Source organism: Archangium sp. Cb G35, from assembly GCF_001896145.1.
Taxonomy (GTDB): Bacteria; Myxococcota; Myxococcia; order Myxococcales; family Myxococcaceae; genus Archangium; species Archangium violaceum.
Genome location: NZ_MPOI01000013.1, coordinates 415,227 through 430,126, shown reverse-complemented (window position 1 = coordinate 430,126; position 14,900 = coordinate 415,227). Strand labels below are relative to the sequence as shown.

The window sequence follows — 14,900 nt, the reverse complement described above, 5'->3', positions numbered from 1 at the left end:
GCTCCTCGCTACTGGGACTGCTCCAGGCGCCAGCCCTTGGGGTGGCGGACGGTGTACAGGAAGGACACCACCTTCTTCTCCGAGGGCGGCACCGACAGGCGCCACACCAGCGTTCCCTTCGCCGGGTCCTGCTCGGCGTAGGGCTCGGTGCGCACCAGCTTCACTTCCACGTCCTCACTGCGCGACAGCGGCCACTGGTCATGGAGCTGCACCGGCAGGGGGAAGGGGTACGGGTTGGCCACCTCGAGGGTGACGAGGTACTCGGTGACGTCGTCCTTGCCGATGAGGCCCTTCTCGCTCGTCATGAGCTTCACGTTGCGCACGGGGCGCACCGCGGAGTCGATGCCCAGGGGCAGGGTGAAGGGCTCGCCCGGAGACACCAGGGTGAGCCGGGCCTGGCCCGCGGGGTCCGCTCCGACGAAGAGCTGCGCGTCCCCACCGGGCATCACCTGGCGCGAAGGGCTGCTCAGCTCCGCCACGAGGAAGGCATTGGGGGTGAGGGCGGGGTACAGCTTGCGCTCCACCTGCACGGGCCACGTCTCGGTGAAGAGGGGCACGCGCCGCTCGCCCTTGCCGCTGAGCACCGTCTCGCGGCGCTGCGAGGGGAAGGCCAGCGCATAGCCGCCCGCGAGCGAGGCCGGCAGACGCGGATCCACCACGGGCCGCCGCCAGCCCTCCGGGGGCGCGAGGCCCACGGGGACATTCTCCGCCACCGCGCCAGGAGCGGACCCGGCGAGACTCTCGAAGGACCGCGAGGCACCGCCCTTGCCCCCGGGCCGGTTCGTCGCGATGCGCCGGACGTAGTCCTGATCGACGTTGACACCGGTGCTGGTGGAGCCGACGTCGATCGTCGGCGGCGCGCCGGAGATCGTGATCACCTCGGACATGCTCTCGGGCAGGAGCTCCGCGTTCACCCGGATGATGCGATCCTGCCGCAGCTGGATCTCCGAGCGCGTGAGCGGCTTGAACGACTCCTTGTCGAACCGCAGGGCATAGACTCCCGGCGGGAGCTGGGGGATGCGGTATTGGCCCTGGGCATCCGTCACGACGATCTGCTCGCCCACGAGATTGGGCGAGACGGCCGTGATGACCACATCCGCCACGGGCCGCTTCGTGTCCGCGGCCACGACGATACCGGTGATGGTGCTGTTTCCCGACGAGGCCTGGGCCCGCGACCGCTCGTCCGCGGAGGACTGCGGCGCCGGTGCGGGAGCCGGCTGCGCGGGCGGAGTGGTCCCGGAACCGGCATTGCCGATGAGCGAGAGGAGGCGGGCGCGCATCCGCAGGTCTTCGTTGGGCGCCTCGGGCGGCTTGGGAGGAGCGGGCGGCGGGGGGCGCCAGGAGTCGGGAACGGAAGCGGGCGTGGGGATGAAGCGCTCGCGCTGGCCGATCTTCCAGGTGGCGAGCTCCGGCGCGGTGGTGGCGGTGGCGGGCAGGGCGGTGCTGAGCGTGAGCGCCGCGTCCTCCCAGTCCTCACCGGACTCCTGGCTGACACGTCCGGAGAAGGCCACCTGCACGCGGTTGGACTCCGGCTCGAGCCTCAGCTCGTAGGCGGGGTACCAGCGCGCGTTGCTGGTGACATAGGTGAGGGTGAGGGTCGCGGAGCCCTGGCCCGAGACGGTGGGAGCGACCTCCAGACCCTGGCGCCGGGGCTCGCCGCCGAGCCGCCGCGCTTCCTGGACATGGCGGGACAGCTCGCGATCCAACGCCTCCTCGCGCTGGGACACCTCGCGCAGCTTCGCCTGGAGGCGGGCGGTGGTCTCCACCACGAAGTCGGTGGCGGCGCGCCAGCCGGAGGCATCGAGCCGGGAGGGGCCCTGCGGTGCGCCCTTGGCGTTGGGAGGCGGAACGGTGGACAGCTCCTCGTCCGTGACGGAGGGGCGCACCTGGCCGAGCGCGGTGAGCTGGGCGGTATACGCCTCGCGCTCGGCGCGGACCTGGGCGAGCTGATCATCGAGCCGCTCCAGCTCGGTGACGAGCTTGCTGGCCGCGGTGGCGGGGAGCGCCTCGGACTCGACGGAGCGGATGTCCACCCGTGTCACCTCGGCGCCCTGGGCCTCCACGCGGATGGAGGCCGGGTCCACCGAGCCATACAGCAGGGGCAGCTCCACGCGCTGGGTGCCGGAGAGGGCCACCCGGGCCGTGCGCACCACCCGGGCCCGATCGCTATAGACGGTGACCGAGGTGACGGGCGCATCCACCGCCGTGAGCCACAGCGAGCTCAGGACGGACAGTCCAATAACGGGCATTCACCCGTTGTAGCGCCCCCGCCTCGGTGCCGTCACCTGCTCGCGGCCCGCCTCACGCGGAGTGCGGGTCGCAGCGTCTTAGAGGGCGGCGGAGGAAGTGGCCACGGCCGCCATGGGCTCCTCGGACTTCGAGGGCTCGAGCACGCGCCCCGGCTCCACGAGCACGCCGCTCTGGGCCACGCGGCGGAAGTAGTGGCAGGCCGGAGTGGCCCGGCGCTCGAGCGTCTCGAAGTCCACCGAGTAGAGGCCGAAGCGGGGCCCCCAGCCCTCGAGCCACTCGAAGTTGTCCATGAGGGACCAGTAGAGGTAGCCGCGCACGTCGGCGCCCTGGCGGACGGCGCTGAGCATCTGGCTCCAGTGGTTGTAGAGGTACTGGGGCCGCCGGTCGCCCTGACGGTCGTCGATGCCGTTCTCGGTGACCCAGATGGGCTTGCCGTACTTCTGGTGCAGCTCGACGAGCAGGTGGGAGAAGCCCTCGGAGTAGTCCTCCCAGCCGATATCGGTCAGGCCGCGGTTGTGGACGTCGCGGTACTGGAACTGGAGGAAGGGAGGCTTGGGGACGAAGCGCAGGTGGGCACGCGTGTAGTAGTTGATGCCCATGAAGTCCACGCTGTCGCGGCCGCCTTCGATGCGCTGGCGCGTGGAGGCGAGACCGGGCATCTGGATGCGCAGCTCGCCATCGGTCAGGGCGCGGTGGAAGGCGTGGTTGTAGTTGTCGAAGGCCAGCCGGGTGAGGGCTCGGTCCAGCGGGTGCCACCAGCGGTCCGGCCGGAAGGCGAGCATGTTCTGCGAGATGCCGACCTCACACCGGCCGCACTCGCGGAGGATCTCCTCGCGGGCGGCGACATGCGAGCGCGCGATGTTGCCGAGCGCGAGCATGGACTTGTGCCCATCCGTGAGGCCGGGGGGGATGACGCCCTGGATGTAGCCGCCGAGCAGCAGCACCATGGGCTCATTGAAGGTGATGACGAGGGCGTCGAGGCCCTTGAGGATGCGCGCGCAGATGCGGGCGTAGCGGCGGAACTCGACGACGGAGGAGGGCTCGTGCCAGGGGGTTTCCCGGTGGAACCACTGGGGATGGGTGAAGTGGTGGAGGGTGACGACGGGCCGGATGCCGGCGTCCTTCATGCGCAGCAGGCGCTGGCGGTACTGGTCGACGGCGGCCTCATCCACCTGGCCGCGGACGGGCTCGATGCGGGCCCATTCCAGCGAGATGCGGAACGCCCCGCTGCCCACCTCCTTGGCGAGCTGGACGTCATGGTCGAAGAGGTTCCAGTGGTCCACGCCGCGGCCGCAGCGGTGGTTGGGGTCCTTGCACTTGCCCTGACGTTCCCACTCGGACCAGTCGTTCTCGATGTGCCCTTCGACCTGATAAGCGGCGGTGGCCACCCCGAAGGTGAAGCCGCGAGGAAATTCATTGGTGCCCATGAAACACAAGGTATGGGCCCGACTGACGAGCGGGAAGTGATTCCCCGGTTTTGGAATCACGACACGCGGGTGAGACGAGCCCGCTGCGTTGACTGGTGGGAAGGCGCGGACGCGGACGGGTCAGGTCCGGAAGTCTATCCAACAATTCCAGCGCCTGAGAAACCACGCGGGCGGGAAGCCACCGCGCCGTGGCCCCGGGACCACACTCCGCCCCCTCCAACCCCACTGCGCCCCCTGCCCCTCGCCCTCCGGGAGAGGGACGGGGTGAGGGTGCCCGTCTCCGTGCTCCCACCTGTGCCCCAAGAAACGACTCTGGCCCACACCTTGCTTCAGGGCCGAGCACCCAACCCTCCACCCTGGAGACACCATGATCCGAGCCCTCCTCCCCGCGCTGTTGCTCCTGACCGCCCCCGCCCTGGCCCAGCCATCCGAGCCTGCATCGAAACACCCGGGCTGTTTCGTGCTGCTGGACCTGAAGACGGGGGAGCTGAAGCGCAATGACGCGAAGCGCTGCGAGAAGCGCACGTCACCGGCGTCGACCTTCAAGGTGCCGCACGCGCTCATCGCGCTGGAGACGGGGGTGGTGAAGGACCCGGCGGCGATGCGCAAGTGGGACGGACAGAAGCGCTCCATCGCCGACTGGAACCGGGACCACTCGTTGGAGTCCGCCATCCGCTACTCGGCGGTGTGGTTCTTCCAGGGGACGGCGAAGGAGATTGGCCGCGAGCGGATGAAGGACTGGCTGCACCGCTTCAACTACGGCAACGAGGACGTCTCCGGTGAGCTCACGGCCTTCTGGCTGGAAAAACCCCTGCGCATCTCCCCCGAGGAGCAGGTGCGATTCCTCGCGAAGCTGTACCGGAACGAGCTGCCGGTGAGCGAGCGGACGCGGGAAACAGTGAAGCGGATGCTGGAGTACACGCCGAAGACGGTGACGGAGAGGACGAAGCGGATGGCGGGCCCGTGGAGCACGGGGGCGGTGGTGAGCGGAAAAACAGGCGCCACGCACACGAAGGAGGACGGGGACGTGAGCTGGCTGGTGGGGCACGTGCGCTCACCGAAAGGCGAGTACGTCTTCGCGAGCCTCGTCACGGGCGAGCACCTCGAGGGCCCCGTGGCGCTGCACGCGGCCGCGGACGAGCTGCAACGGCTCGGCGTCCTCGAGGAACAGGACCACCCCTACTGAGCGGCGAGTCACCCATACGCGAAGCACGGCGGCGGGCCGTCTCCTGAACGGGAGGCGGCCCGGCCGAGCACAGAACCCTTCCGCCCCACCGGACGGCTCGCGTAGGGTCCGAGCCATGGCGGATTTCGACCTCGTGGTGATCGGCTCCGGCCCCGCTGGCGAGAAGGGCGCGGTGCACGCGGCGCTGCACGGCAAGCGGGTGGCGGTGGTGGAGCGCGAGCCGGTGCCCGGCGGCACGGCGGCCAACACGGGCACCCTGCCCTCCAAGACGCTGCGCGAGACGTCGCTGTACCTCTCGGGCTTCCGCCAGCGCGGCCTGTACGGGGTGGATGCGCAACTGCCGCACGAGACCACGGTCTCGGACTTCCTCTACCGGGAGCGTAGGGTGAAGGGCAGTGAGCGCCACCGAATCCTCGAGGACTTGAAGCGCCACGGGGTGGAGCTGGTGTACGGCAAGGGCACGCTGGCGGACGCGCACACGGTGGTGGTGAGCCGCGAGGGCCAGCCGGAGCGGCGGCTGACGGCGGACGTCATCCTGGTGGCCACGGGCTCCTCGCCCTACCGCCCGCCGCTGTACCCGTTTGGCGATCCGCGCGTGCACGACTCGGACGAGCTGCTCGACATCCAGGTGCTGCCGCGCGCGCTGGTGGTGGTGGGCGCGGGCGTCATCGGCTCCGAGTACGCGTGCATGTTCGCCGCGCTGGGCATTGCGGTGACGCTGGTGGACCCCAAGCCCGAGCTGCTGCCCTTCCTGGACGATGAGCTCTCCGCGCTGCTGAAGAAGCGGATGGAGTCGCTCGGGGTGAAGATGCGGCTGGGGCACACGGTGGAGGCGGTGGAGGTGCCACCGGACCTGAAGGCGCCCATCCGGCTGACGCTGAAGGACGGCGAGCAACTGGAGGTGGACCAGGTGCTGGTGGCCTCGGGGCGCTCGGCGAACACGGCGGGGCTGGGGCTGGAGGCGGTGGGCGTGAAGCTGGGCGCGCGAGGCCAGGTGGAGGTGGGGCCCGAGTACCAGACGGCGGTGCCCGGCATCTACGCGGTGGGGGACGTCATCGGCTTCCCGGCGCTGGCGTCCACGTCCATGGAGCAGGCGCGCATCGCGGTGATGCACGCGTTCGGGCTCGAGGCGAACCGGATGGCGTCGGTGCTGCCCTACGGCATCTACACCATCCCCGAGGTATCCATGGCGGGCGAGACGGAGGAAGCGCTCCGGGCCAGGGACATCCCCTACGTGGTGGGCCGGGCCGCCTTCTCCACCAACCCGCGCGGTCAAATCATCGGCGAGAACCACGGGCTGCTGAAGCTGCTCTTCCGCCGCGAGGACCTGCGGTTGCTGGGGGTGCACGTGCTGGGTGAGCAGGCCTCGGAGCTGGTGCACGTGGGGCTGCTGGCGCTGATGACGGGCGCCAGCGCCCGGCTCTTCGTGGAGACGTGCTTCAACTACCCCACGCTCTCCGAGGCCTACAAGACGGCCACCTACGACGCGCTGGACAAGGTCAGGTCCCTTCTTGCCAGGAGCCCAGGTACTTGACCTGCGCGGGGGTGAGCTTGTCGATCTTCACCCCCATGGCATTGAGCTTCAGCCGGGCGATCTCCTGGTCCAGGTGCTCCGGCACCGCGTAGACCTTCTTCTCCAGCTTGCGGTGGTTCTTCACCATGAACTCGCTGGCGAGCGCCTGGTTGGCGAAGGACATGTCCATCACGCTGGAGGGGTGGCCCTCGGCGGAGGCGAGGTTGATGAGACGGCCCTCGCCCAGGACGATGATGCGCTTGCCGTTCTTGAGGGTGAACTCCTCCACGAACTCGCGGAGGATGGCGCGTCCCTTCGCCATCTTGTGCAGCGTCTTCAGGTCGATCTCCACGTTGAAGTGGCCCGAGTTGGAGACGATGGCGCCGTCCTTCATCTTCTCGAAGTGCTCCTGGCGGATGACGTCGATGTTGCCCGTCACCGTGCAGAAGAAGTCGCCGATGCGGCACGCCTCGCTCATGGGCATGACGCGGAAACCGTCCATGACCGCCTCGAGCGCGGTGGTGGGGTCCACCTCGGTGACGACCACGTCGGCGCCCATGCCGCGGGCGCGCATGGCCAGACCCCGGCCGCACCAGCCGTAGCCGGCCACCACGAAGACGCTGCCGGCCAGCAACCGGTTGGTGGCGCGGATGATGCCGTCGATGGTGGACTGGCCCGTGCCGTAGCGGTTGTCGAAGAGGTGCTTCGTCTTCGCGTCGTTGACGGCGATGATCGGGTACTTCAGCACGCCCTCCTTCGCCATGGCGCGCAGGCGCACCACGCCCGTGGTGGTCTCCTCGGTGCCACCGATGACGTGCTCCAGCAGCTCCGTGCGCTCGTTGTGCAGCACGCCCACCACGTCCGCCCCGTCATCCATGGTGAGCTGGGGCCGGGTGTTCAGCGCCTCGTGGATGTGGCGGTAGTAGGTGTCGTTGTCCTCGCCCTTGATGGCGAAGACGGAGATGGCGTGGTCCACCACCAGCGAGGCCGCCACGTCGTCCTGGGTGGACAGCGGGTTGGAGGCGCACAGGGCCACCTCCGCGCCGCCCTCCTTCAGGGCGATCACCAGGTTGGCCGTCTCCGCCGTCACGTGCAGACACGCCGCCAGACGCACGCCCTTCAGGGGCTTCTGCTTCGCGAAGCGCTCGCGGATCCGGCTCAGCACCGGCATCGTGCGGCCGGCCCACTCGATGCGGCCACGGCCCTTCCCGGCCAGGAGGGGGTCCTTGATGTCCGCGTGCACCGGCGCCTGGTTGACCTTCGCCCGCTTCTTGAGGCTCACGACCTTCGCCATGGGAATCCTTCCGGGGTGGAGAAAATGAAAACGCGCGTGAGCCTTACCGGGGCTCACGCGCGTTTCAACCACTAGGGACGTTCAGCGTCGACTCAGACGGCCTTCAGCCGGGAGGTACCGGCCGGGCCCGCCACGGCCTCGCGCAGGGCGTCCTTCTTGTCGGTGCGCTCCCAGGAGAACTCCTTCTCGGAGCGGCCGAAGTGACCGTACGCGGCGGTCTTCTGGTAGATGGGCCGCAGCAGGTCCAGGTACTCGGTGATTTCCCGCGGCTTGAGGCCGAACGTGCGGCGGATGGCCTGCTGGATGCGCTCCTCGGGCACGGTGGCCGTGCCGAAGGTGTCCACCAGCACGCTCACGGGGTCCGCCACGCCGATGGCGTAGGAGACCTGCACCTCGCAGCGGTGAGCCAGGCCCGCGGCTACCACCGTCTTGGCGATGTGCCGGCCCATGTACGCCGCCGAGCGGTCCACCTTGGACGGGTCCTTGCCCGAGAAGGCGCCGCCACCGTGACGGCCCATGCCGCCGTAGGTGTCCACGATGATCTTCCGGCCCGTCACGCCCGAGTCGCCCATGGGGCCGCCGATGACGAAACGGCCGGTGGGGTTGATGTAGATCTTCGTCTTGGCGTCGATGAGCTTCTTGGGCAGCGCCTTGGCGATGACGTCCTCGCGGATGGCCTCGTGGATGCGCTTGTTGGAGACGTCATCCGAGTGCTGCGTGGACACCACCACCGCGTCGATGCGGGCCGGGCGGCCGTTGCGGTACTCGACGGTGACCTGGCTCTTGCCGTCCGGGCGCAGCCAGTCGTGCGTCTTGCGGCGCACGTCCGCCAGGCGCTTGGTGAGCGCGTGGGCGTAGTGGATGGGGGCCGGCATGAGCTCCGGCGTCTCGTCGCAGGCGAAACCGAACATCATGCCCTGGTCGCCGGCGCCCTGCTCCTTCTTGTTGTCCACGCCCCGGGCGATGTCCTGGCTCTGGCCCTCGATGGCCACCATGACGCCGCAGGTGTTGCCGTCATAGCCCATGGAGCTGTCGGTGTAACCGATGCGGCAGATCGTGCTGCGGACGATCTTCGGGATGTCGACGTAACAGTTGGTGGTCACCTCGCCGGCGACGATGGCCAGGCCCGTCTTCACCAGGGTCTCCACGGCCACGCGGCCCTGGGGATCCTTGGAGAGGATGGCGTCCAGCACGCCGTCGGAGATCTGATCGGCGATCTTGTCCGGGTGCCCTTCAGTGACGGATTCAGAGGTGAACAGGTAGTCGGTCGGCATGTCGTCTTCGGCTTCGGAGGGGGTACGGCCCACGTCAACGGCTTAGAAGAGCAGGGACACTAGACGTTGGGCTCCAGGAGAGTCAAACCCGGAAGACAGGGGGAAAATTCGCCTGAAAGGGGTGTTTCGAGCACACCGTGCAGGCGGCCTGGCCCCCGGGCCCCGCGCCGGGCGCCGCGTGAATTTCGCGCGCTCCCAACCGTTCCATTGCGCTACAGAGGCAGCCCTCTGAAGGAAGGACTTGAATGAACGCCCGTCTCCGCTCCCTGACCCTGCTGGCCACCCTCGCTTTTGCCCTCCCCGCGCTCGCCGCGCCCAACGAGCCCGTGGCCAAGCCGGTGAAGACCGTCGTGCAGTCCGTGCGCTACAGCAAGGACGACACCGCCCTCAAGCAGCTCGCCAACGAGGAGCAGGGCCGCTTCCTGCTCGGCGAGGACTGGGAGAAGGGCACCGACGCCCAGCGCAAGGAGTTCACCAAACTCTTCCACAGCCTCTTCGCGAAGATCGCCTTCCCCAAGGTGCGCGAGAACTTCAAGAACCTCGCCTCCATCACCTATGACGACCCCGCCGTGGAGGGCGACAAGGCGAGCGTGAAGTCCACCGTCGTCATCGAGCACCCGCTGAAGAAGCAGGAGATGAAGCTCCAGTACATCGTGGTGAAGAGCCAGGGCGGCTGGAAGGTGCTGGACGTGGCGGTGCTCGGCGACTCCATGCTCACTGGCATCCGCGACGACCAGGTGCGCCCCATCTTCCAGCAGGGCGGCTGGGACAAGCTGCTGGAGCTGATGCGCGCGAAGGAAGCCGAGCTGAGCAAGAAGTAGCCGTATTCCACCTCCGGGAGCCGGGCAGACGGGCGCCCGGAGGTGAAGCCGGTTGTACTCGGGAACAGGTGAAGTAGAGAGGACGGACCGATGTCCCGTCCCCTGCCCCAGCCCGTCCCCGTGCGAGAAGGACGCTCCTCCCGCGAGGTGGACGCCTTCTGTGTGGAGTTCGCCCCACGTGCCCCGGGCCACCCCGCCGTGAGGGACCTCCAGCACCTGCTGGCCGATGTGCCCTCGGAGGGCCTGGAGGCCCGCCTGGAGTGGGTGGAGCGCTGGGTCGCCTGGCTGAGGGACCCCATGCCCGCGCTCGGCTTGATGGAGCCCATCGAGCCCGAGGCGCCCGCGGCGGTGACACGCCTGGCCCTGTGGGTCCGTGTGTTGGAGGCGAGAGCCTCGGCCCGCGAGCCCGTGGCCGTGCTGGTGCGCGAGGTGACGTCCGCGACGAGCGGATTGAAGCTCTTCTCCCAGGTGGGCCTGCCCACCGGACTGGGTTTCCTCGACGAGGTCTCGGACCGGCTCGCCCGCCGCTTGTTGCCCCCGCCGCCCGAGAACCACCAGCTCTCGGAGCTGCTGCTGCGGCTGTTCCCCGACCCTGGAGACGCGGACTGGCTGGAGGGCCTGCCGCCGGAGCTGCTGGCGCGGCTCTCCGCCCTGTTGCAGAGCGGCACCCAGCCTCCCGTGCGGGGGCCACTGATGATGGTGCGCACCTCGCTGGTGGATGCGCTGGGCCTGCTCGCCGTGCAGACAGCGGCCCTGGGGCTGGCCGAGGACGTGAGGGACCGTTGTCCGGAGGTGTCCTTCCGCTCCTCGCCCTTCCTGAAGCTGCGCCGCGTGTGCGAGGGCGTGCTGGCACGCGACGCCGCCCCGGACTCGCTGCGGGAGCTCGGGGACGTGGTCGAGGAGTGCCGGCAGGTGGTGGACATCGTCTCCAGCCACCTCGAGCAGTACGGGGTGAGCGTGGACCTGGTGTACCGGCTGGAGCGCATCCGCCGGAGCCTGGAGCGGATGGAGGCCATCGCCCGGGTACTGGGCGCGGAGCCGGGTGAGGCGCGCTGGCGCGAGGGGCTCGTGCTGATGACGGACCTGCTGCGCCGGGCGCACACGGACCGCTCGGTGCGGGCGGTGGTGGCGGGCAACGCACGGCTGCTGGCTCGCAAGGTCATCGAGCGCGCGGGCCACTCGGGCGAGCACTACATCACCACCACGCGGGACGAGTACCACCACATGGTGCACTCGGCGGCGGGGGGCGGGCTCATCACCGCCGTCACGGCCATCCTCAAGCTGTACGCGGCCACGCTCGCGCTGGCGCCCTTCTTCTACGGGCTGGTGCTGGCGGGCACCTACGTGGGCAGCTTCCTGATGATGCAGGTGACGGGCTCCACGCTGGCCACCAAGCAGCCGTCCATGACGGCGGCCGCGTTGGGGAGCGCCATCGGCCAGACCGGCTCGGGCGGGCGGCTGTCGCACCTGATGGAGCTGATTCCCCGCATCACCCGCTCGCAGATCGCCACGGCGCTGGCGAACATGGGTACCGTGCTGCCGGCGGCGGTGGGGCTGTCGATGCTCTTCGCCTGGTGGAAGGGGCACCCGCTGCTCAACACGGCACAGGCCCACTACGTGGTGGACGCACTCCACCCGTGGCGCAGCGGCACCATCTTCTACGCGGCGCTGACGGGGGTGCTGCTGTGGCTGTCCAGCCTCGTGGCCGGGTGGCTGGAGAACTGGGCGGTGTACCGGCGCATCCCCGAGGCGCTCGCGCACCACCGGACGCTGCGGCGGGTACTGGGCGACGCGGGGGCGAAGAAACTGGCGGGCCTCTTCTCGCGGAACATCGCCGGGTTGGGGGGCAACGTGAGCATTGGCATCCTGCTGGCACTGCCCCCGGTGGTGGGCCACTTCTTCGGGCTGCCCCTGGACGTGCGGCACGTGACGCTGTCCTTCGGGCAGCTGTGCCTGGCCGGCTACGCGCTGGGGCCCACGGCGGTGCTACAGCCGGACTTCCTCGCGGCCCTGGGGGGCATCGGAGTCACCCTGGCCATCAACTTCGCGGTGTCCTTCTCGCTGGCCCTCGGCGTGGCCCTGCGGGCGCGGGACGTGCCGGTGAGGGACGTGGTGCGGCTGGTGCGGCTGATGAGCGCGCGCTTCCTGCGTGAGCCCCGCGCCTTCCTGTTACCCCCCAGGGCCTGATCGCGGGCCGGAGTGAGGGATTTCCACGTGCACCCTGGCTGAAATCCCGGTCCCAGAATCCGGGAATATTTCGACCCTCAGCCCAAGCCCCTCCGAGAGGGAAAGGGGGGTGCGGCAGCCGGGCAGCCGAGGGATGTCAGCGTGCTTCTGATGCGGTCGGTTCTCCGGTAGGGTCCGCGACCGCATGAGTGACTCGACCCACAAGACGCCCCGCTTTGCTCTCGCCTACGCCAGGATGCTGGTGCGCAGGCCCGGGCTCGTCATCCTCGCGATCCTCGCGCTGACCGGCGCGGCATTGTGGGGAACCACGAAGCTGACCATCAATTCGAACCAGCTCGACCTCATCTCGCAGGATCTGCCCGAGGTGAAGGACGTCAAGCGCGTCATCGACATGGTCGGTGGCAGCGGCTACCTCATCATGGGCCTGCGCGCCGACGACGAGGCCACGCTCAAGAAGGCCGCCGACGACATCGCGGCCGGGCTGCTGGCGGACAAGGAGAACGTCCGCTTCATCACCTACAAGGTGCCCGTCGAGTTCGTGCAGCAGCAGATGGGCCTCTTCATCAAGACGGAGGACCTGGCCGAGGGCAAGCGCCGCATCATGGCGTACCTCAAGGATCAGCTGCGCCGGAACAACCCCTTCTTCATCGAGATCCAGAAGACCGAGCCGGTGAAGCTCGAGATGCAGGACCTCGTCGACAAGTACAGCAGCGTCGGCAAGAAGAGCATCCGGGATGACTACTACATCTCCAAGGACCGGAAGATGATGCTCATCCTCATCAAGCCGATGTGGGACTCCAACCAGCTCGGCAAGACGAAGGTCTACGTCGAGAAGCTGCGCAAGGACCTCGCGGCCTACTCCAAGAGCGAGAAGGCCGGCGGCGTGGAGCTCGTCGAGGACTACGACAAGATGGGCGACAAGACGCTGGTGGCCTACGGCTTCACCGGCTCCTACAAGACGGCGGTGGACGACTCGTACGCCATCGAGGAGTCGCTCGAGCCGGTGTCGCTGCTGGCGTTCGCGGCCATCTTCTTCATCACCATCCTGGCCTTCCGCAAGATCGTGCCCACGCTCATCGTGTCCATCGGCACGGTGATTGGCACCATCATCACCATGGGCTTCACCTACGTCACCGTGGGCGAGCTCAACATGATCACCAGCATCCTCGGCGCGCTGCTGCTGGGGTTTGGCATCGACTACGGTCTGCACTTCATCTTCCGCACGCGGTTGGAGCTGGGCCAGGGCAAGCCGTATGACCAGGCCATCCAGGACGCGGTGGTGAACGCGGGCCGGCCGGCGCTGGTGTCCGCGGTGGTGACGGCGGGCTCGTTCTTCGTGCTGATGGTCAGCGAGTTCCGCGGCTTCAGCCAGTTCGGTTTCCTGGCCGGTTGCGGCACCTTCATCATCGGCGTGCTGCTCTTCGCCTGGAGCCCGGCGCTGCTGGCGCTGGCGGGCCGCATCAACCCCGAGCTGCCCAAGAAGCTCATCGGCGAGATGAAGCCGCCGGCCACCCAGAACGCCACCACGGGCAAGGAGCTGCGCATTCCCAAGCCGGGCCTGATGCTCGCCATCAGCACCGTCATCGTGGCCATCCTGTGCGTCTTCGCCGTCCCGTGGAGCGACGTGGACGTGCCCACGGACAAGCCCGCCTCCTTCGCGGACCGCATCAAGGCCGGCATCCGCTTCAACTACAACAGCCGCGCCCTCATCCCCGAGGGCCAGTCGTCGGTGAAGCTGCAGGATGAGATCAGCCAGCGCTTCGACATGTCCGCCGATCCCATCGCCGTCTACAGCAAGACGCTGGAGGAGGCGAAGGCCATCTACGACGAGCTCGAGGATCCGGAGAAGCGCAAGACGAAGTACTCGGCCGTCGATCAGGTGGTGAGCATCTACACCTTCGTGCCGCCCCCGGAGCGCGCCGCGGCCAACACGAAGATCCTCCAGGAGTGGCAGGAGGAGCTGAAGGACATCGACGTGGCGGCGCTGCCTCCCGAGGTGCAGGACAAGGCGGCCCTCTTCATGAAGATGCTGGAGGCCCGGCCGTATGACGTGCACGGGGTGCCGGAGATCTACGCCTCGCAGTTCCGCCACCTGCCGGAGACGAAGCCGGAGAACCACGGCTACCTCACGTTCATCTACCCGAGCGTGGACCTGTGGGACGGCAAGAAGATGCTCACGTTCGTGGACCAGACGAACCACATCCCCACCCCCGAGGTGAAGGACGCGCAGGGCAACGTCATCGCCGAGGCGCAGGTGCGCCGGGCCGCGGGCGCCGCCCAGCTCTTCGCGCGGCTGGCGCGCATCGTGCTCGGCGACGGTCAGCTCACCGTGCTCCTGGTGACGCTCTGGATTCTGGTCATGCACTACCTGGACTTCCGCAACGTGAAGCTGGCGCTGGCCTCCGTCATCCCGCTCACGGTGGGTCTGGCGATGATGCTGGGCTTGATGACGATGTTCGATCTGCACCTGAACTTCATGAACATCATCATCCTGCCCATCCTCCTGGGCTTCGGCGTGAGTCACGGCCTCTACCTGCTGCACCGCTTCCTGGAGGGCACCTCGCCCGTGGTGGCGCTGCGCAGCGTGGGCGCCGCGGTGGCCTCGTCCACGCTGACGACGGCCGCCGGCTTCGCCGCCCTGATGGTGGCCAGCCACAACGGCCTGAAGTCCATGGGCGTCGTGGCGTGCATCGGCCTCATCACCACGCTGGTGGTGTCCTTCACGGTGCTCGCCGCCGTGATGCAGGTGCTGTGGGACCGCCTGCCGCCCAAGCTGAAGAACGGCGTGGTGCACACCCCCGGCGGGCAGCCCTCCGGCCAGGACAAGTCCGAGGCGGCCTGAAGCACTCCCGCTGAGACAGGGACCCGGAAACAACCGGGTCTCGTGAAGTGAGAAAGAGCCCGGGTTCCGGAGAAGGTGACACGAATTGTCCCTTCCTGGCCCGGGC

General features: G+C 68.6%; 9 protein-coding genes. 5 read left to right on the top strand and 4 right to left on the bottom strand.

The features are described 5' to 3' along the window. Nucleotides 1-8: 8 nt before the first annotated feature. Nucleotides 9-2,249 carry a mucoidy inhibitor MuiA family protein gene (locus tag BO221_RS36570; protein ID WP_073565465.1) on the bottom strand — a complete coding sequence of 747 codons (2,241 nt, stop codon included), beginning with the start codon at nt 2,247-2,249 and terminating at the stop codon, nt 9-11. A gap of 78 nt (nt 2,250-2,327) precedes the next feature. Beyond that, nucleotides 2,328-3,677, bottom strand: coding sequence for a glycoside hydrolase family 1 protein (locus BO221_RS36565; protein ID WP_073565551.1), 1,350 nt, complete (start codon nt 3,675-3,677; stop codon nt 2,328-2,330). 367 nt (nt 3,678-4,044) lie between these two features. Between BO221_RS36565 and BO221_RS36560 the strand changes: the two genes are divergently transcribed. Both BO221_RS36560 and sthA read left to right on the top strand, forming a co-directional pair. Further along, on the top strand, nt 4,045-4,863 hold the full coding sequence (locus BO221_RS36560) for a penicillin-binding transpeptidase domain-containing protein (protein ID WP_073565464.1): 819 nt from the start codon (nt 4,045-4,047) through the stop codon (nt 4,861-4,863). A 115-nt stretch (nt 4,864-4,978) separates the two neighbouring features. Next, nucleotides 4,979-6,397 carry a Si-specific NAD(P)(+) transhydrogenase gene (sthA, locus tag BO221_RS36555; RefSeq protein WP_073565463.1) on the top strand — a complete coding sequence of 473 codons (1,419 nt, stop codon included), beginning with the start codon at nt 4,979-4,981 and terminating at the stop codon, nt 6,395-6,397. Here the strand turns inward: sthA and ahcY are convergent. After that, nucleotides 6,363-7,670, bottom strand: a complete 1,308-nt coding sequence (ahcY, locus tag BO221_RS36550) for an adenosylhomocysteinase (RefSeq protein WP_083681918.1) — start codon at nt 7,668-7,670, stop codon at nt 6,363-6,365. The genes sthA and ahcY overlap by 35 nt on opposite strands. 92 nt (nt 7,671-7,762) lie before the next feature. After that, nucleotides 7,763-8,944, bottom strand: coding sequence for a methionine adenosyltransferase (gene metK / locus BO221_RS36545; protein ID WP_073565462.1), 1,182 nt, complete (start codon nt 8,942-8,944; stop codon nt 7,763-7,765). Nucleotides 8,945-9,189: 245 nt separating this feature from the next. Between metK and BO221_RS36540 the strand changes: the two genes are divergently transcribed. The 3 genes from BO221_RS36540 to BO221_RS36530 all read left to right on the top strand — a co-directional run bounded on the left by BO221_RS36540 (nt 9,190) and on the right by BO221_RS36530 (nt 14,794). After that, nucleotides 9,190-9,765: an ABC transporter substrate-binding protein gene (locus tag BO221_RS36540; protein ID WP_073565461.1), complete on the top strand. Its 576-nt coding sequence runs from the start codon at nt 9,190-9,192 to the stop codon at nt 9,763-9,765. A gap of 90 nt (nt 9,766-9,855) precedes the next feature. Further along, a complete protein-coding gene (locus tag BO221_RS36535; RefSeq protein WP_073565460.1) occupies nt 9,856-11,952 on the top strand; it encodes a site-specific recombinase in 2,097 nt (698 codons plus the stop codon). 184 nt (nt 11,953-12,136) lie between these two features. Then, nucleotides 12,137-14,794 carry an RND family transporter gene (locus BO221_RS36530; RefSeq protein ID WP_073565459.1) on the top strand — a complete coding sequence of 886 codons (2,658 nt, stop codon included), beginning with the start codon at nt 12,137-12,139 and terminating at the stop codon, nt 14,792-14,794. Nucleotides 14,795-14,900 lie beyond the last annotated feature (106 nt).

Coding starts and splice junctions, on each gene's coding strand:
- BO221_RS36570 (WP_073565465.1), bottom strand. CDS start 2,249: ATGCCCGTTATTGGACTGTCCGTCCTGAGCTCGCTGTGGCTCACGGCG.
- BO221_RS36565 (WP_073565551.1), bottom strand. CDS start 3,677: ATGGGCACCAATGAATTTCCTCGCGGCTTCACCTTCGGGGTGGCCACC.
- BO221_RS36560 (WP_073565464.1), top strand. CDS start 4,045: ATGATCCGAGCCCTCCTCCCCGCGCTGTTGCTCCTGACCGCCCCCGCC.
- sthA (WP_073565463.1), top strand. CDS start 4,979: ATGGCGGATTTCGACCTCGTGGTGATCGGCTCCGGCCCCGCTGGCGAG.
- ahcY (WP_083681918.1), bottom strand. CDS start 7,670: ATGGCGAAGGTCGTGAGCCTCAAGAAGCGGGCGAAGGTCAACCAGGCG.
- metK (WP_073565462.1), bottom strand. CDS start 8,944: ATGCCGACCGACTACCTGTTCACCTCTGAATCCGTCACTGAAGGGCAC.
- BO221_RS36540 (WP_073565461.1), top strand. CDS start 9,190: ATGAACGCCCGTCTCCGCTCCCTGACCCTGCTGGCCACCCTCGCTTTT.
- BO221_RS36535 (WP_073565460.1), top strand. CDS start 9,856: ATGTCCCGTCCCCTGCCCCAGCCCGTCCCCGTGCGAGAAGGACGCTCC.
- BO221_RS36530 (WP_073565459.1), top strand. CDS start 12,137: ATGAGTGACTCGACCCACAAGACGCCCCGCTTTGCTCTCGCCTACGCC.